This window comes from Nocardia aegles (assembly GCF_052545135.1).
In genome coordinates this window covers 415,328-432,438 of sequence record NZ_JBQWRI010000005.1, presented here as the reverse complement: position 1 = coordinate 432,438, position 17,111 = coordinate 415,328, and the positions used below count along the sequence as shown (strand labels likewise).

The following is a 17,111-nucleotide window of genomic DNA, read 5'->3' as shown; positions in this document are numbered from 1 at the left end:
CCATGTTCCCGCGTCGCTATGCGTAATCGACGCTTCGATCCCACGGCGTGTCCTCGCGTAGACGCAGTCCTATCTTGTGGCGAGTCCGACACTGCACCCCGGCGACGCCGTTCCTGCACGGCAAGCGCATCGATGTCGGCTGACCACAGATTATGGACCAATCACCGGTAACCTCGTTGCGCGCCAGAAACACTCGAGCGCCGCTCTCAGCAGTGCCACCAACCGTACGGTTGGCATAAGTTCGCTCAACAGTGACACGTTCGGGGACATCGGGAACCCGTTCCCATACGGGGGGCTCGACCGGCTTCCATCGCTTGATCTCTATGATTGCGCCGACGGCGGGCGGCGTAGCCATATCGCGTTTCCACTGCTCCGCGGCTCGGGCTTCCTCATAGGCTACCCGTTCTGCTTCTTGTGTTCGCTCAATCTCCCAGCGGCTGCGTCCGTTGGACCGCTTCCTGTGTGTCGCACAGGATTGTCCCTTCTTGTTCACGCATTGCGCACCGGGCGCAGCCCCGCAGTCCGGGCACTCGTAGTTCTCCCTGGCGGGGTCGTCTACAACGACAACGGCGTCGTCATACAACCCGGTACCCCGTGGGTCCACGAACCTGGAGATGAACTTCGTGGTACCGTAAGTGACCGACTTGAAGCCGCCGTTCCGGCCGAGCACCACCTCTGTGACCGGGCCGTACTTCTGTGCCGCATCAGCCGGGCTCAGACGCCCGGTAATCGCTACTCTGCCGTGCTCAGTCCACTCATGCCCGATGACAGGCTCGCCGACCCGTGCCCAGGCGATGGGCTCACCGCAGTAGCCGTCATAGAGAACTGTGCCGCTCATAGCCTCATCTTGCCTCGATCGATCAGACAGCATCCAGGAGTTGCCGGGCAGCCGAGCCTCCGCCGCCACTTTCCGCCTGCCACGGGTGTCCGGCCACTATGCTCAAGAACTCGCTGTCCTCGAAGACCATCGCTCGAACTCATTCACATGGATCGCCGTCCGCCGGTTCCAGTGGTGAGACCCTTTGAAGTTCCGGTCTGAGGCATGCCTGCCAGTGCGGCTGAGCCGCGGACCCACTACCCGACAATCCTCAAGACACGATCACCGCAATCCACTGACCGGAACCGCGATCTAAAGCTGGGAATCGCACGTGCCTGGCGTGGTTGATGGTCAGCCGTCGCTACTTGTCATCAAACTCGCCAATTGATGGCTGACGTCAACCAACCAGGCCCGCACTCGCCAACGTCGGCAGTCGATGTCACGTCGGAATGAAGTCATCGAAGTATCCGCAGCTCAGCGACCCAATGAAACCATCTACCACCAATGCGGTCCGCTCTTGACAACGATGCCAATCGTAAGCTGATTCGATGTGAGTGCATGGAGTTACCCATGTACTCATGAGTCCATTGTCGCCCGTCGGGACCGAGCTGTCTCTGCCGGTGTTCAGGGCGAGCGCCCCTCGCGAAACCGGCGGGCCCCGGACATTGTCTAGGCGCCTGCCTCGAATAAATGACTGGAGGTCCGCGGCGCTCCAACCGATGATCATGCAATGTTCGGTACTGAAGGCACCGCAAATCGGATCGAGTGGCATGAGCTGCCGCAGCCGGTACGTACCGGGATCGAGGTCCGCCTCGGCGCGCCTGTGCGGTCGGCGGTCACGCAGACGGGCGGGTACAGCCACGGCGCGGCCGTGCGGCTGCTGTTGAACGACGGCCGCAGAGCTTTCGCCAAGGTGATCAACTGTGATGACAAACTGTGTGGGATGTACCAGACCGAGGCACGCACCGCAGCGCGGCTACCGCCCACGGTCCCGACACCGGCGGTCCAGTTCACCGCCGAGCTCGCCGGGTGGTTCGTCATGGTGTTCGACGACGTCGCGGGCTGCCATCCGCGTCTCGATAAGCCGGCCGAACTGGATGCGGTGCTCACGGCGGTGGAGCAGTTGGCGAACGTGCTGACGCCTAGCACGATCCGCGATGTGCCCGCGATGGCCGACAGCTACGGGCCGGAGCTGAACTGCTGGCGGCACTTCGCCGAGCACGGGCCGCCCGTCGACTTGGACAGTTGGTCACTGCGCAATCTGGATCGGCTGGCCGAGTTGGAATCGACCTGGCCCGAAGCCGCCGACGGTACAACCCTAATGCATACAGATCTGCGGCCGGACAACATGCTCCTTCGCCCCGACGGCACAGTCGTGGTGATCGACTGGGCCTGGCCCCGCGTCGGCGCCGCGTGGCTCGAACTCGTGTCGCTGGCACCCTCGATCGCCGCCAGCGGGATCGACCCCGACCCGATCCTTGCCGCCCCCATCCGGTGACCCGCACAACCGACTCCGCCGCCGTCGATGCCTTTCTCTGTGCACTGGTCGGCTACTGGGCGCACAACAGCCGGATGCCCCCACCTCCACATTCGCCGAAACTGCGCCGTCGCCAAGCATGCTCGGCGCAAGTGTCGGGAGAATGGCTGCGTCGACGACTTGCATGGCCGTAGCCGCCACACGACTTCATCGGTGATGATTCTCCTATTCGGGTTGTGTCCGGCCTACAGTTGGTAGTCGACTTCGATCACCAGCCGACCATCCGAAAACTGCAGGCCGTCCCCGTTCCCATGTTCGAGGTGCCCCGCCGTGGGCACGACGAGCATGGGAACGGTGAACCGATCCGTGCGGACGCACCGCAAATCGTCAGACCGGATATGCACCCGCTATGACCAGGCCGTTTGCAGTTGCCCATGTTTTGCGTGTCCTGCCGAGGGCACCAAAATAGTTTGTTTCAAACCTGTGGCACCCGCCGCAGGTTTTTTGTATTCATGGAATGAAGCCACCCGACATCCTCTGGGTGGTACCATATATGGCATGGTGAAGACAACCGTGTATCTCCCCGATGAGCTGGAGATCCGGCTCGACGCGGAGGCCGCGGCAACCGGGGTCAGCAAGGCGGAACTCATCCGCCGCGGCATCGCGATGCTGCTGGATGCATCCGACCGGCCCCGCAACGACGCGCCGCTGCCCGTCTTCCACAGCGGGCGCTCGCGCAGCGTCGACGAGATGCGCGAGGACGTCTACCAGCAGATCAAGCAGCGATCAGCCCGTCGATGATCATCGTCGCCGACACCTCGGCGCTGTTCGCCGCATTCGACGCCGACCAAGACGAACACGCACGGGCGCTGCGCGTGATGGAACGCGAAACCCTGGTCATATCTCCGCTGGTGCTGACCGAGCTGGACCACCTGACCCGCCGCGACCTCGGCTTCACCGCGGCGATGAAGATCACCGACGCGCTGCTGGGCCGAGCCCTCGACGGCCGCTACCGGCTTGCCGAGTTGAAGCACGTCGACCTGTCCACAGCGCAATCGATCCGAGCCAAATACGAAGGGCTGCAACTCGACCTCGCCGACGCGGTCGGCGTCGCGCTCGCCGACAAATATAAGACCGACTGCATCTTCACCCTCGATCAGCGCGACTTCCGCGCCATCGAACCACTGACGCCCGGTTTCCACTCGTTCCGGATCCTGCCCGCCGACACGTAGCGACCTGTGCACCGCGGCCACACTGCATCAGCGGGTGTGGGCCGAGGTGGTATCTCCCAACTCACGTTGAACCGCACAACCGCGTCAACCGCCACCGCGAGAGGGCGGGGTGCACTGCGGCGGCTGAGCCGTTATGCGCCTGTTGTCGAGCCGGGGCGGACGATCATCACTACCACGATCAGCCAGGCGAGGGCGAACAGGCCGGTGACCATCGACAGGCGGGGCAGCCGGGCGATCAGGGGCTCCGCGGCGGCCGACGTCTGTTCGGGCTTGTCGAGCTGGGTGACCACTCGGTACTGGGCGCCGAGCACCGCGACGCCCAGCAGGACGGCGGCCATTTCCGTCTCTGCCGGGCCAGACGCCGCTGCGACGTCCTCTACGCCATGCTGAAACCAAACAGCCCTACCGCGATTCACCCGCATCAGCGAGCACCGGCTAGCGCGAACCCTCCCGGCCGCCGCCCACCACGATCACCACCGGGTCGTCGCCTGCGCCGACTGCCTGGTCGAGCCCCACCATCTGCCTGGACCGGGCTTCCTCGACGACATGCCGATAGGACGGAGAAAGCAGCGACTCCACCTGACCGAGCATGCCCGAACCGACTCCAGCGGTCTTGGGCCCATGACGCCAATAGATCCAGCCCCGACGCTCCGCCCACACCGCGATCCGACCGATCACGACCACCGCCACGACAAGCCCCGCCACCCCGATCACCCAGTGCATCCGCCAGCCTCCCACCGCTCGAATCGCCACCCGAAACCAACGTATCCGACGATCACGGACAGAGCCCACCCGCCGCCACAACTTGACGAAAACCATAGGGACACCCCCGCCGGCCAACCAGGACATCACCGACAGCGCCGGCCCGCCCGAAACGGTTTGCCGACCCGTATCGCCGAAGCTGCACCCCGGCGATACGCGTCAGCCCGCACAATTGGCGGATCGCCGATCATTCCTGAGGTGACTGGAGAACTGCCAGTACTTTCTTCGCTGCCGCGCTGAATCTCCCTAAAGTGACCGCCGGTTGGCTGATCACGATCAGCAACAGTGCGGTGCTCAGCGGGAATACACCGACGCAGCCGTCGTCGGCTTCGAATGTCGCGGACTGCAGTTTGCCTTGCGAGACCAGCCTCGCGAAGTGATCTCCGATGCCCGCTGCCGCTGCCGCCATGGCCGAGCTTCGCATGGCGATGGTGTCAGCGCCGTCGTCGCTGCCCCCGGATTCCTTGTTCGCCGCGACAACCAGCCCATCACGGCTGGTGATGACAGCATGCTGCACGTCGCCGATCTCGTCGCAGGCCCGTTGTAGCAGGGCTCCGACGAGGATCGGATCTTGCAGGACGACGTCGTGGCGTTGGGAGCCACCGCTCATACGGCGACAACTTGCTCAATGCGACGAAGTTGGTGACGAGCCAGCGCCAGGTTTGCTCGCGACCTGTCGAGTACCAGGTACAGGAAGAACTCGGCGTCGTTGATCTTTTTGAGCGGCATGATGATGTGGAATTGCGCTCCGAGCGTCACCAAGATGTCTTCTACCGCGTCGTTGAGCTGCAGGCCCTCGATCGCGCGTTGCTTCGCGCGCAATACTTCGGTGTTCAACGCACCGGCCAGTTCGAGGTCGAAAAGAGAACTCCCCCCCTGCTTGGCCAGCAACATGCCAGTTCGAAAATCGACCAGGGCGATACCGATCGCGCCGTCCACGCTCATACCATCGCGCAACGCGTCATCAAGCTTCATCAAAGACTCCCAGGCAGCCCTACACACCAGAGGCCGCTGCCTCCACGGCTGGGGATACCCATTGACAGTTCCGCCTCATCGCGCGAGATGGCCTCGCTGTGACAGCGCGAGACAGAGAATTCCGACAAACCATGCGCCACACCAACGGTACAGACTGGTCTGTCGCCGGAAGGGCAGTGAGAGCGTAACAAAGCAACGAGCACGTAGCCAGTGCTAGAGAATGAAAGGCAGAGTTGGCAATTCGGGCGAGAAGCGCGGTAGCTGGGACCTCTGCTCAGATGACTGTAGGTCCGGCCCGGAAAACAGAAACGGCGCCGCTCCCGAAGGAGCGGCGCCGTTCTCGGCGATTCAGCGAATCACTTGATGATCTTCGTGACGCGACCGGCGCCGACGGTGCGGCCACCCTCGCGGATCGCGAAGCGCAGACCCTCGTCCATGGCGACCGGCTGGATCAGCTTGACCGACATCTCGGTGTTGTCACCGGGCATGACCATCTCGGTGCCCTCGGGCAGGGTCACAACGCCCGTCACGTCAGTCGTACGGAAGTAGAACTGCGGACGGTAGTTGTTGAAGAACGGGGTGTGGCGGCCACCCTCGTCCTTCGACAGGATGTACGCCTGGCCCTCGAACTCGGTGTGCGGGGTGGTGGTGCCCGGCTTCACGACGACCTGGCCGCGCTCCACGTCCTCACGCTTCAGACCACGAACCAGCAGACCGACGTTGTCGCCCGCCTGGCCCTGGTCCAGCAGCTTGCGGAACATCTCGACACCGGTGACGGTGGTCTTGGTGGTCTTCTCGCGGATGCCGACGATCTCGACTTCCTCGTTCACGTTGATCACGCCACGCTCGACACGACCGGTGACCACGGTGCCACGACCGGTGATGGTGAAGACGTCCTCGATCGGCATCAGGAACGGCTTGTCGGTCTCGCGAACCGGGTCCGGGATCGACTCGTCGACCGCGGCCATCAGCTCCAGCACCGACTCCGCCCACTTCGGGTCGCCCTCGAGCGCCTTCAGACCGGAGACCCGCACGACCGGCGCGTCCTCGTCGAACTCCTGCGAGGCCAGCAGCTCACGGACCTCCATCTCGACGAGCTCGAGGATCTCCTCGTCGTCGACCATGTCGGCCTTGTTCAGCGCGACCAGGATGTAGGGCACGCCGACCTGACGGGCGAGCAGCACGTGCTCACGGGTCTGCGGCATCGGGCCGTCGGTGGCGGCGACCACGAGGATGGCGCCGTCCATCTGCGCCGCACCGGTGATCATGTTCTTGATGTAGTCGGCGTGACCCGGGGCGTCGACGTGCGCGTAGTGGCGCTTCTCGGTCTGGTACTCGACGTGGGAGATGTTGATCGTGATACCACGAGCCTTCTCCTCCGGCGCCTTGTCGATCTGATCGAACGCGAAGCTCTCGTTCAGATCCGGGTACTTGTCAGCCAGCACCTTGGTGATCGCTGCGGTCAGCGTGGTCTTGCCGTGGTCGACGTGACCGATGGTGCCGATGTTGACGTGCGGCTTCGTCCGCTCGAACTTCGCCTTCGCCACTTCTTTGTCCTCCTGGACTTGTTGGTGCGTGCAATTGCAGCAGTGCGGGGGTCATCCCCGCGGACAACGGGGAAAGGGTTTACAAACGCCCGGGAGCGATTTACTCGCCGGTCGCCTTGGCGATGATCTCCTTCGACACGTTGGCCGGAACCTCCGCGTACGAGTCGAACACCATGGAGTAGTTCGCCCGGCCCTGGGTCTTCGACCGCAGGTCACCGATGTAACCGAACATCTCCGAGAGCGGAACCAGCGCCTTGACGACACGGGCACCACTGCGTTCCTCCATGGCCTGGATCTGACCACGGCGGGAGTTCAGGTCGCCGATCACATCGCCCATGTAGTCCTCGGGCGTCGTGACCTCGACCGCCATCATCGGCTCGAGGATCACCGGACCGGCCTTGCGGGCCGCTTCCTTGAGCGCTTGCGCGCCCGCGATCTTGAACGCCATTTCCGACGAGTCGACGTCGTGGTAGGCGCCGTCGAGCAGCGTGACCTTCAGGTTCACCAGCGGGTAGCCGGCGAGCACACCGTACTGCATGGCGTCCTGGGCACCGGCATCCACCGAAGGGATGTACTCCTTCGGCACGCGGCCACCGGTGACCTTGTTCTCGAACTCGTAGTGCGCGCCGTCCTCGCCGACGAACGGCTCCAGCGCGATGATCACCTTCGCGAACTGGCCGGAACCACCGGTCTGCTTCTTGTGCGTGAACTCGAGCTTCTCGACCGGCTTGGTGATCGTCTCGCGGTAGGCCACCTGCGGCTTACCGACGTTCGCCTCGACCTTGAACTCGCGCTTCATGCGGTCGACCAGGATGTCGAGGTGCAGCTCGCCCATACCGCCGATGACGGTCTGGCCGGTCTCCTGGTCGAGCTTGACAGAGAAGGTCGGGTCCTCTTCGGAAAGACGCTGGATCGCGGTGCCCAGCTTCTCCTGGTCGGACTTGGTCTTCGGCTCGATGGAAACCTCGATGACCGGGTCCGGGAAGGTCATGGACTCGAGCACGATCTGGTTCTGCGGATCGCACAGGGTGTCACCGGTGGTGGTGTCCTTGAGGCCGATGACCGCGTAGATGTGACCGGCCGAGGCCGCGCCGACCGGGTTCTCCTTGTTGGAGTGCATCTGGAACAGCTTGCCCAGACGCTCCTTCTTGCCCTTGGTCGAGTTGATGACCTGGGCGCCGGAGTCGACCTTGCCGGAGTACACGCGGACGTAGGTCAGCTTGCCGAAGAACGGGTGCACCGCGATCTTGAACGCCAGCGCCGCGAACGGCTCGTCGGCGCTCGGCTTGCGGCTGAGCAGCTGGTCTTCCTTGCCGGGCACGTGGCCGGTGGTGGCCTCCACGTCGAGCGGGGAGGGCAGGTAGTCGATGACCGCGTCCAGCATGGGCTGGACACCCTTGTTCTTGAACGCCGAGCCACACAGCACCGGGTAGAGCTCGGAGGTCACCGTGAGCTTGCGGATGGCGCCCTTGATCTCCTCGACGGTCAGCTCTTCGCCGCCGAAGAACTTCTCCAGCAGCGCCTCGTCCGACTCGGCGACGGTCTCCAGCAGTTCCTGGCGGTACTGCTCGGCCCGCTCCTTCAGGTCGTCCGGGATCTCGACGACCTCGTACTGCTCACCGAGCTTGGTCTCGCCACGCCAGACCTTGGCGTTGTTCTCGACCAGGTCGACGATGCCTTCGAAGGTGTCCTCCGCGCCGATCGGCAACTGGATGACCAGCGGCTTGGCGCCGAGGCGGTCCTTGATGGTCTGCACGGTGAAGTAGAAGTCCGCACCGAGCTTGTCCATCTTGTTGACGAAGCAGATTCGCGGCACGTCGTACTTGTCCGCCTGACGCCACACCTGCTCGGACTGCGGCTCGACGCCCTCCTTGCCGTCGAACACCGCGACGGCGCCGTCGAGCACGCGCAGCGACCGCTCCACCTCCACGGTGAAGTCGACGTGCCCGGGGGTGTCGATGATGTTGATCTGGTTGTCTTTCCAGAAGCATGTGGTAGCCGCGGAGGTGATGGTGATACCACGCTCCTGCTCCTGCTCCATCCAGTCCATCGTGGCGGCGCCGTCGTGGACCTCACCGATCTTGTACGTGATGCCGGTGTAGAAGAGGATGCGTTCAGTTGTGGTCGTCTTGCCCGCATCGATGTGGGCCATGATGCCGATGTTGCGGACCTTGTTCAGGTCGGTGAGCACGTCCTGTGCCACGGAAATCTTCCCCGCTCGTAGCTAGTTGGGATTATCGGGGACGACCCTGTGGTCGCCTCTATGTCAACGCCGGAAGCGGCCGGTGAGTGCCGCCTCCGGCTGTGCCTCCCGACCCAGACGACGGGCCGGGCAGACGTCACCAGCGGTAGTGCGCGAAGGCCCGGTTGGACTCGGCCATCTTGTGGGTGTCCTCGCGGCGCTTGACCGAGGCGCCGAGGCCGTTGCTGGCGTCGAGCAGTTCGTTGGCCAGGCGCTCGACCATGGTCTTCTCTCGGCGCGCCCGCGAGAAGTTGACCAGCCAGCGCAGGGCCAGGGTGTTGGCGCGGCCCGGACGGACCTCGACCGGGACCTGGTAGGTGGCGCCACCGACACGGCGGGGCTTCACCTCCAGCGACGGCTTCACATTGTCCAGCGCGCGCTTGAGGGTGACGACCGGGTCGGTGCCGGTCTTCTCCCGCGCCTGCTCCAGCGCACCGTAGACGATGCGCTCGGCGGTGGACTTCTTGCCGTCCAGCAGGATCTTGTTGACCAGCTGAGTGACCAGCGGCGAACCGTAGACCGGGTCGTTGATCAGCGGACGCTTGGGTGCGGGGCCCTTGCGTGGCATATCAGCTCTTCTCCTTCTTGGCGCCGTAGCGGCTGCGGGCCTGCTTGCGGTTCTTCACACCCTGGGTGTCGAGCGAGCCGCGAATGATCTTGTAACGAACACCGGGGAGGTCCTTCACACGACCGCCGCGCACGAGCACCATCGAGTGCTCCTGCAGGTTGTGCCCCTCGCCCGGGATGTAGGCCGTGACCTCGACCGAGCTGGTCAGGCGAACACGCGCGACCTTACGCAGCGCGGAGTTCGGCTTCTTCGGGGTCGTGGTGTACACGCGGGTGCACACGCCACGACGCTGCGGGCTCCCTTTCAGGGCCGCGGTCTTCGTCTTGGCGACCTTGTCGCGGCGACCCTTGCGGACCAGCTGGTTGATGGTTGGCATAGACCGGCTTTCCTTATTAGTTGACGCGGTGTGTGGACTTCATGTCTGTTTTGAGTTCGCGGCGCTCCCGGGGCCCTTCGTGGAGGCAAGCTTCCGCTTCCGGGCCCGTCGTTCACACCGCTGTCATCGAGCTTTCACTCGCACGTCCGGCCACGTTTCTCGCGTCCCGAGGTCGGGCGTGTCGCGCGCGGCGCGGAGCCCAGATTCCGGGCACGCTGGAGGCGTCGGCCGCTCTCGCTGGCCTACGGTCACGCACGAACTTGCCCGCATGCTTCCGGGCACAGCGATCCACGATACCCGTGGCCGGGACACAGGGTCAAAGCGGGTCGGTTCGACGATCGTCTACCTGGCCAGGTTCAGGGTCAGTTCCATCAGCTTCTTCGCCGCGTCGCACGGATCGGGGTGCGCCGAGCCGGGGCGGTAGTTGATCCACCAGCCGATCACGCCGTTGTCCGGCGCGCTCGCCGTCGTACCGCAGGAGTCCGGGTCCTTCGGCCTGCGGATCTGCAACGCCAGCGAACTCTGGATGGTGATGTTGGTGGTCTCGTAGCCGAGTTTGTTGTTCGTCTGCTTCTCGTTGCTGAGCGTCCCGTTCTCGTACCAGTTGAGCGTGGCCATCCCGTTGCCGCCGGGCGCGCCGAGCAGGTCCCACATGCACACCGCGCCGAAGAACGACTCGCTGACCGTGACGCCCTCGCCGATGGCCTTGCCGATCTGGTCTTCGGACAGAATCTGGCATTCGCGCAGCAACTTGTCCAGCCTGGTGTTGACCGGCTGGCTTCCGCCCACCGGCTGTGGCGAACCGGGTACCACTTGACCACAGCCACCCACTGACAGCGCCACCGCCACCACGGCCACAGCGCCACGCCCGCGCAGGACTCGTCGCACGTTCATGCCCTCTCCCTCACTGCATCCGCTGCAGAGTCAGCTCGGCGAGAGCGCGGCTGCGGTCGCACGGATTGCCGGAGACCGTGCCGAATTGTCCGATGTTCGTCGACCACTCGAAGAAATCGTCACCGAGTTGCACCGCCAGATCGCAGATCTGACCATTCGGATCCAAGGCGGCGAACCCCTCGCGTCCACCGATCTTTATCGGATCGGGGGCTCGCCCGTTCACGGTCACCCACGCCCGCTCACGCTCGATCGGACTGCCTCGATAGGAAGCGAAAGTTATACTGGGCGAACCGATTCCAGCCGACTGCCAGTTGCAGCCGACGGAATTGCGGAACGCCCCGGAGATCCGGCCGAGACCGCCGAGGGTGCGCACCTCGTCGTCGGTCACGTGCCCACACTCCCCGACGAACGGCCCCAACGCCACCACTTTGGGTGCCGGACGCGACGGGCCGGGGTCCTCGGAGTCCCCGCCCGAACCGCAACCCGCCAGTGCGAGCACCAAGGCTGTCGCGGTCACGACCGCCGACTTGATCCGCATGGGAGGAACTCTACCGATTACGCGCCGGACGGACCGTCCGACGAACCCGGCCCGGCGCCGCGGCGAGCGACAGCCGCCGCTGCGCCGAGCTTCGATTACAAATTGCCGCGAGCTTGCTGTTCGCGCTCGATCGCCTCGAACAGCGCTTTGAAGTTGCCCTTGCCGAAGCCGAGGGAGCCGTGGCGTTCGATGAGTTCGAAGAAGACCGTGGGACGGTCGGTGAGCGGTCTGGTGAAGATCTGCAACAGGTAGCCGTCCTCGTCGCGGTCGACCAGGACGCCGCGGCGCTGGAGTTCGTCGACCGGGACGCGGACCCGGCCGATCCGGGCGCGCAATTCGGGGTCCTCGTAGTAGGCCGCCGGCGTCTCCAGGAACTCGACACCCTCCCGGCGCAAGGCGTCCACGCAACCGAGGATGTCGCCGGTGGCGAGCGCGATGTGCTGGACGCCCGGGCCACGGTAGAACTCCAGGTACTCATCGATCTGCGAGCGCTTCTTGCCGACGGCGGGCTCGTTGAGCGGGAACTTCACCCGATGGTTGCCGTTGGCGACGACCTTGCTCATCAGCGCCGAGTACTCGGTGGCGATGTCGTCGCCGACGAACTCGGCCATGTTGGTGAAGCCCATGACGCGCCGATAGAACTCGACCCACTCGTCCATCCGCCCCAGTTCGACGTTGCCCACGACGTGGTCGATCGCCTGGAACAAGCGCGTGGGCGCGCCGTCGCGCCGCTGGTAGTCGGAGCGCCGAGCGATATAGCCGGGCAGGTAGGGCCCGTAGTAGCCGGAACGGTCGACCAGGGTGTGCCTGGTATCGCCATAGGTGGCCAGCGCGGCCGAGCGGACCGTGCCGAAGTCGTCGGTCTCGTCGTGCGGTTCGACCAGGACGGTGGCGCCGTGGCCGCGCGCCCAGGCCACGCAGCGGTCGACGTCAGGGACTTCCAGGGCGATGTCGACCACGCCGTCGCCGTGCCGATCGTGGTGGGCGACCAGCGGGCTGTCCGGGTCCACCGCTCCGGTGATCACGAAACGCGCCGCGCCGCTGCGCAGGACGAACGCCTTGTGGTCGCGATTGCCGGTCTCCGGACCGGAATAGGCCTCCAACCGCATGCCGAAGGCGGATTCCAGGAAGTGCGCGGTCTGGGTGGCGTTGCCCACCACCCAGACCAGAGCGTCCCACCCGATGACCGGAAACGGGTCACCGCTGTTGTCATGGTCCACCAGCCCCACGAGCGTGCGCAGCTCGCCGTCGCTGGGAACGGCGCCGGACCGGGTGTCCTGGAGGTGCTCGATGGTCATGTTCCAAGGAAATCGCCGGTTCCGCCGGGTAGGCAACAGCGCCGATTCCCGATAGTCAGTGTGGCGAATTCGGCTAGGAAGTACCGGGCCATGCTGGACAATTTGAATAGCATGAGCGGGCCGGGCAGCAAGCTCGGCCCGCGTGTTGCGAACGGAGGCCGTCATGGCGCGCACATCGGCGAAGCTCGACGAACTCGATCTCGCCATCCTGACCGCGATGCACGAGTACCAGAAAGCGGGCATTCTCGAACTGTCCCGCCGGACCAGAGTGGCCAGGGCCACCGTGCAGTCCCGGATCGCGCGCATGGAGGAGTCCGGTGTGATCGCCTCCTACGACCCGCAGATCGACGTCACCGCGGCGGGTTTCGATGTGCAGGCCTTCGTCACGCTGGAGATAGCCCAGGGTGCGCTGGATGCGGTGACCGCCGAACTCGACGCCATCCCCGGCGTCCTGGAGGCCTACGCGACCACCGGTACCGGCGACGTGCTGTGCCGGATCGGGGCCGACTCGCACGCGGGGTTGCAAGCCGTCCTGCTGAGCATCGACCGGACCTCCTCGGTGGTGCGCTCGCACAGCGTGATCGTGCTGTCCACCGTGGTGGCACGCCGGGCGCTGCCACTGCTGCGCACGGTGAGCCCGACCGGGACCACCAAAGCGCCCGCCTACCGACCTGCCCGCGAGTCGTAACCGGCCTGGTCAGCTGCACGCCGCGACAGGCCGAATGCGTCAGCGCAGCGTGACCACGACCTTGCCGGTGGCCGTCCGGTTGTCCAGCGAGGCGACCGCCTCCGCGGCCTTGTCCAGCGGGTACAGCACCGGATCCGGCGGCGCGATTTTCCCGGAGGCCAGCAGCGGTTCCACCTCGGCCCACTGCTCCTGCAGATAGCCCGGATGCGACAACACCCATTCGCCCCACGCCGCGCCGGTCACCTCGACGTTCTTCAGCAGCAGCCGGTTGACCTTGACAGTCGGGATCTCCCCGGCGGTGAAGCCGACGACCAGCAACCGGCCGGCCGACGCGAGCGACCGAATGCTGTCGGTGAAACGGTCGCCGCCGACCGGGTCGAGCACGATGTCGACGCCGCGGCCGCCGGTCAGCTCCTGCACCGCCGCCGGCCAGCCATCGGTCAGTACCACATCGGTGGCCCCGTTGGCGCGCGCGACCTCGGCCTTCGCCTCGGTGCTCACCACGGCGATCACCCGGCCGGCCCCGAGCGCGGCCGCCATGCGCAGCGTGGAGGTGCCGATACCGCCCGCGGCGCCGTGCACCAGCACCGTCTCCCCGTGCGCCAGCCTGCCCCGGGTACGCAGGCAGAAGTGCACGGTCAGGTCGTTGAACAGGATGCCGGCGCCGGCCTCGAGCGAGACGTCGTCGGGAAGGCGGAACACCATCTGCGCGGGCACGACGGCGGTCTCGGCCATCGCGTTGCCGAGCATGGTCAGCGCGAGCACCCGGTCACCCGGTCGCACGTGCGCGTCCTCGGGAGCTTCCCGGACGATGCCCGCGACCTCGCCGCCGACGACGAACGGCAATTCCGGCTTCATCTGGTACCGGCCGCGCGTCATCAGCACGTCCGGAAAGGCCACGCCGGCCGCGTGGACATCGATCACGACCCTGCCCGGGAACGCCGCCGGCTCCGGGATGTCCACGATCTGGATCGCCTCCGGCCCCTCCAGCTTGCTGACCTGGGCTGCGCGCATGTGCCGACCTCTCTGTCCTCGCGCCGGCCTGGTCGGCGCCGACGCCACACCGACAACATAACCGGCGCCGTCCGACGATGCCCGTGCGGACGCCCGATTTTGCTATGCTGGCCGCGACCTCACGGTCAGGGAGGGAAGGGGGATTCATGGTCGAGCAAAACCAGTCACAACCTGCGACGACGATGCAAGTCGATCCGGCGGCGCTGCGCTCGTTCGCGCAGACGCTGCGCACGGAGGCCACCTCCGTCGCCGACCTCGGCGGCGGCGAGAGTTTCGGCGCCGTCGTCGGGGCGCTACCCGGCACCGACTTCGGCGCGGCGGCCCAGCGTGCGAACGACGCCGCACACCGCTGCTTGGAGCGGATCGGATCGCGGCTCACCACCATCGCCGACAATCTGCACAACGCGGCGGGCAAGTACGAGCTGGCCGAGGAAGACTTCGCGGCGAAGCTCCGCACCATAGGACTCCAGGTGCCATGACACTGACCATTCCAGACGTCGAGAACTGGCAGCCGGAGCAGCTTTCCGCGGCGGGCGCGCTGGCCGAACGGATGTCGCAGGGCCTGGACACCGCGGTCGGCAAGGGCGCCGACGACACGAAAGCACTCGCCGACGCGAAGCAGTGGTCCGGCTCCGCGGGCGACGCCGCGAGCGCCCGGATGCAGACCGAGAAGATCCGCGCCTCCGCGGTGAGCGCCGCCCTGCTGGAGCTGAAGACGGCGTTCACCACCCAGGTGCAGAACCTCACCGAAGCGAGAGCCAAGGTACTGAGGCTGCGCGACGACGCACTGAACCAGACGCCGCCGTTCGATGTCGCACCCAACGGCACCGTGGACGCCAAGACGCGCATCGACTATCTGCGCTCGCACGCGGACAAGGCCGATGTCGAGGGGCTCGTGTTCGAGGAGGCACTACAGGCGGCCTCGCGGACGTGGGAGCTGACCAACGCCTTGAAGACCGCAAACGATGTGGCGAATCAAGCGAAGACGCAGGTCGAGGGCGCGGTCGGGAAGTTGGATGCGGCGTTCGCCGGGCTCGGTGAGCCCGGTTCCGGCGTGCCCACGGTCCCCACCACGCCCGCGGCCACCGCACCGGTCGCCGCGTCGGGGACCCCGGTCGCCGCACCTTCGTCGCACCAATCGAGCCAGCTGACGTCCGGGCACCACAATTCGGGAACACCGGGCAACCACAATTCGGGAACACCGGGCAACCACAATTCGGGAACACCGGGCATCTCCTCGGACACGCCGTACCACGGCGGCCCGAGTTCGTCCGCGCCGACCGGCCCCATGCCGACCGGTGAGGTCGCGCAATGGATCGCCGAGGCGAAGCAGAAGCTCATCGCCATGGGATACGACCCGGCGGAGATCGACGAGCGGGCCATCGCCCTGATCATCGAGCACGAGTCCGCGGGCAATCCGTACGCGGAGAACCGCTGGGACAGCAACTGGGTAGCCGGGCATCCGTCGAAGGGTCTGATGCAGACCATCGACAGCACGTTCGACGCCTACAAGGCTCCCGGCCACGACGACATCTGGAACCCGGTGGACAACATCATCGCCGGCGTGCGGTACTCGATCGACCGCTACGGTTCGCTCGGCAACGTCCCCGGTGTCGCCGCCGTGAACTCGGGCGGCGCGTACCAGGGTTACTGACCCGCTCACGGCCACGACCCAGTGCCCGTCCGGCCGCCCAGCCACGCAAGACCCCATTTTTGCTGGCCCATATCCCGGCAGACGGACTATTAAGGAGGTAGGGACGGCTCCGACGCGAGGGTGTGATGTATGCCCCGTAAAGTCGTCACAACAGCACCGCACGAAGAAAACGCGGCACACCGTGCAGCGCGAGGAGCACAAGTGTCACTCGATCAGCCACTCGCCCCGCTTCCCCAGGAGGGCATGGGCTTTGCTTCGGCGTGGCCCGTCCGGGCTGGCGATGTGGATCCCTACAACCGGTTGCGGTTCGACGCCGTCGCCCGCTACCTGCAAGATATCGCCTGGGAAAACCTGCATTCGACGTTCTTCCACCGGACCGACCCGAACTGGATCGTCCGGCGCACGGTGATCGACGTGATCCGGCCCATCCTGTGGCCGGATGAGGTGCGGCTGCTGCGATGGTGCTCGGCGATGTCCACCCGGTGGACCAACATGCGCGTGCGGATCACCAGCGGCAACGGCGGGCTGATCGAGACCGAGGGCTTCTGGATCAATATCAGCGAGTCCACCGGCATGCCCGCGCGGATCAGCGACGAGGGCCTCGCCTACCTCGCCCGCACTTCCAGCGAGCAGCGCTTGCGGTGGCGGCCCTACCTGACCGACGCCACCCCACCGGAGTCGGACACCGATTTACCGTTCCCGGTGCGCGCCACCGATATCGACCAGTACAACCACGTCAACAACGCCTGCTACTGGCAAGCGGTGGAACAATTCCTGGTCGAATATCCCAAGTTGCTCGCGGGTCCGCATCGCGCGGTGATCGAATATGTGGCGCCGGTGCTGGCACGCCAGCACGTCAGCGTGCGCAGCCGGTACGAACCCGGGGACCGGACCGGCCAGCCGGTGCTGCGGCTGTGGTTCGTGGTCGGCGGGACCACCACGACGGTGGTCCGCATCATGCCCCTTCCCGCCTCTCCGGGTATTTAGGCCGTACCAGTCAGGTGACGCGGGATTCGCGTTCAGGTCCTG

At 65.6% G+C, this 17,111-nt stretch carries 20 protein-coding genes; 7 read left to right on the top strand and 13 right to left on the bottom strand.

Annotated elements, in window-relative coordinates; all coding sequences use genetic code 11:
- Positions 1–16: 16 nt before the first annotated feature.
- Positions 17–838, bottom strand: a complete 822-nt coding sequence (locus tag ACT89H_RS17845; RefSeq protein ID WP_445109735.1) for a hypothetical protein — start codon at positions 836–838, stop codon at positions 17–19.
- 709 nt (positions 839–1,547) lie between these two features.
- On the opposite strand from ACT89H_RS17845, the gene ACT89H_RS17840 reads away from it, so the two are divergent.
- The 3 genes from ACT89H_RS17840 (at position 1,548) to ACT89H_RS17830 (ending at position 3,526) form a co-directional block, all read left to right on the top strand.
- Positions 1,548–2,315, top strand: a complete 768-nt coding sequence (locus ACT89H_RS17840; protein ID WP_445109734.1) for a phosphotransferase — start codon at positions 1,548–1,550, stop codon at positions 2,313–2,315.
- 537 nt (positions 2,316–2,852) lie between these two features.
- Complete coding sequence (locus tag ACT89H_RS17835) at positions 2,853–3,095, top strand: ribbon-helix-helix protein, CopG family (RefSeq protein WP_445109733.1); 243 nt, start codon at positions 2,853–2,855, stop codon at positions 3,093–3,095.
- Complete coding sequence (locus tag ACT89H_RS17830; RefSeq protein WP_445109732.1) at positions 3,092–3,526, top strand: type II toxin-antitoxin system VapC family toxin; 435 nt, start codon at positions 3,092–3,094, stop codon at positions 3,524–3,526. The genes ACT89H_RS17835 and ACT89H_RS17830 overlap by 4 nt, the downstream gene beginning before the upstream one ends.
- A gap of 131 nt (positions 3,527–3,657) precedes the next feature.
- On the opposite strand, the gene ACT89H_RS17825 is transcribed toward ACT89H_RS17830, so the two are convergent.
- From ACT89H_RS17825 to hppD, 11 genes are all read right to left on the bottom strand, one after another.
- Positions 3,658–3,864, bottom strand: coding sequence for a hypothetical protein (locus ACT89H_RS17825; RefSeq protein WP_445109731.1), 207 nt, complete (start codon positions 3,862–3,864; stop codon positions 3,658–3,660).
- 97 nt (positions 3,865–3,961) lie between these two features.
- On the bottom strand, positions 3,962–4,279 hold the full coding sequence (locus ACT89H_RS17820) for a hypothetical protein (RefSeq protein WP_445109730.1): 318 nt from the start codon (positions 4,277–4,279) through the stop codon (positions 3,962–3,964).
- A gap of 196 nt (positions 4,280–4,475) precedes the next feature.
- The gene (locus ACT89H_RS17815) at positions 4,476–4,898 is read right to left on the bottom strand and encodes a roadblock/LC7 domain-containing protein (RefSeq protein ID WP_445109729.1); all 423 of its coding nucleotides are present in this window, start codon (positions 4,896–4,898) and stop codon (positions 4,476–4,478) included.
- Positions 4,895–5,263: a roadblock/LC7 domain-containing protein gene (locus ACT89H_RS17810; RefSeq protein WP_445109728.1), complete on the bottom strand. Its 369-nt coding sequence runs from the start codon at positions 5,261–5,263 to the stop codon at positions 4,895–4,897. The genes ACT89H_RS17815 and ACT89H_RS17810 overlap by 4 nt, the downstream gene beginning before the upstream one ends.
- 356 nt (positions 5,264–5,619) lie before the next feature.
- Complete coding sequence (gene tuf / locus ACT89H_RS17805) at positions 5,620–6,810, bottom strand: elongation factor Tu (RefSeq protein ID WP_067809956.1); 1,191 nt, start codon at positions 6,808–6,810, stop codon at positions 5,620–5,622.
- Positions 6,811–6,910: 100 nt separating this feature from the next.
- The gene (fusA, locus tag ACT89H_RS17800) at positions 6,911–9,013 is read right to left on the bottom strand and encodes an elongation factor G (RefSeq protein ID WP_445109727.1); all 2,103 of its coding nucleotides are present in this window, start codon (positions 9,011–9,013) and stop codon (positions 6,911–6,913) included.
- A 136-nt stretch (positions 9,014–9,149) separates the two neighbouring features.
- A complete protein-coding gene (gene rpsG, locus ACT89H_RS17795) occupies positions 9,150–9,620 on the bottom strand; it encodes a 30S ribosomal protein S7 (protein WP_014353063.1) in 471 nt (156 codons plus the stop codon).
- A 1-nt stretch (position 9,621) separates the two neighbouring features.
- A complete protein-coding gene (gene rpsL, locus ACT89H_RS17790) occupies positions 9,622–9,996 on the bottom strand; it encodes a 30S ribosomal protein S12 (protein ID WP_039801925.1) in 375 nt (124 codons plus the stop codon).
- A 342-nt stretch (positions 9,997–10,338) separates the two neighbouring features.
- On the bottom strand, positions 10,339–10,890 hold the full coding sequence (locus tag ACT89H_RS17785) for a DUF3558 domain-containing protein (protein ID WP_445109726.1): 552 nt from the start codon (positions 10,888–10,890) through the stop codon (positions 10,339–10,341).
- A 10-nt stretch (positions 10,891–10,900) separates the two neighbouring features.
- The gene (locus ACT89H_RS17780; protein WP_445109725.1) at positions 10,901–11,428 is read right to left on the bottom strand and encodes a DUF3558 domain-containing protein; all 528 of its coding nucleotides are present in this window, start codon (positions 11,426–11,428) and stop codon (positions 10,901–10,903) included.
- Positions 11,429–11,523: 95 nt separating this feature from the next.
- Positions 11,524–12,726, bottom strand: a complete 1,203-nt coding sequence (hppD, locus tag ACT89H_RS17775) for a 4-hydroxyphenylpyruvate dioxygenase (RefSeq protein ID WP_445109724.1) — start codon at positions 12,724–12,726, stop codon at positions 11,524–11,526.
- Positions 12,727–12,889: 163 nt separating this feature from the next.
- On the opposite strand from hppD, the gene ACT89H_RS17770 reads away from it, so the two are divergent.
- Positions 12,890–13,414 (top strand): Lrp/AsnC family transcriptional regulator, encoded by a 525-nt coding sequence (locus ACT89H_RS17770; protein ID WP_445109723.1) that lies wholly within the window; start codon positions 12,890–12,892, stop codon positions 13,412–13,414.
- A 39-nt stretch (positions 13,415–13,453) separates the two neighbouring features.
- On the opposite strand, the gene ACT89H_RS17765 is transcribed toward ACT89H_RS17770, so the two are convergent.
- A complete protein-coding gene (locus tag ACT89H_RS17765; RefSeq protein ID WP_445109722.1) occupies positions 13,454–14,428 on the bottom strand; it encodes an NADPH:quinone oxidoreductase family protein in 975 nt (324 codons plus the stop codon).
- A 146-nt stretch (positions 14,429–14,574) separates the two neighbouring features.
- Here ACT89H_RS17765 and ACT89H_RS17760 point away from each other — a divergent pair, with 146 nt between their 5' ends.
- The 3 genes from ACT89H_RS17760 (at position 14,575) to ACT89H_RS17750 (ending at position 17,069) form a co-directional block, all read left to right on the top strand.
- On the top strand, positions 14,575–14,907 hold the full coding sequence (locus ACT89H_RS17760) for a type VII secretion target (RefSeq protein ID WP_445109721.1): 333 nt from the start codon (positions 14,575–14,577) through the stop codon (positions 14,905–14,907).
- Positions 14,904–16,082: a transglycosylase SLT domain-containing protein gene (locus ACT89H_RS17755; RefSeq protein ID WP_445109720.1), complete on the top strand. Its 1,179-nt coding sequence runs from the start codon at positions 14,904–14,906 to the stop codon at positions 16,080–16,082. Before ACT89H_RS17760 ends, ACT89H_RS17755 begins: the two co-directional genes overlap by 4 nt.
- Positions 16,083–16,283: 201 nt before the next feature.
- A complete protein-coding gene (locus ACT89H_RS17750; RefSeq protein WP_445109719.1) occupies positions 16,284–17,069 on the top strand; it encodes an acyl-[acyl-carrier-protein] thioesterase in 786 nt (261 codons plus the stop codon).
- Positions 17,070–17,111: the final 42 nt, after the last annotated feature.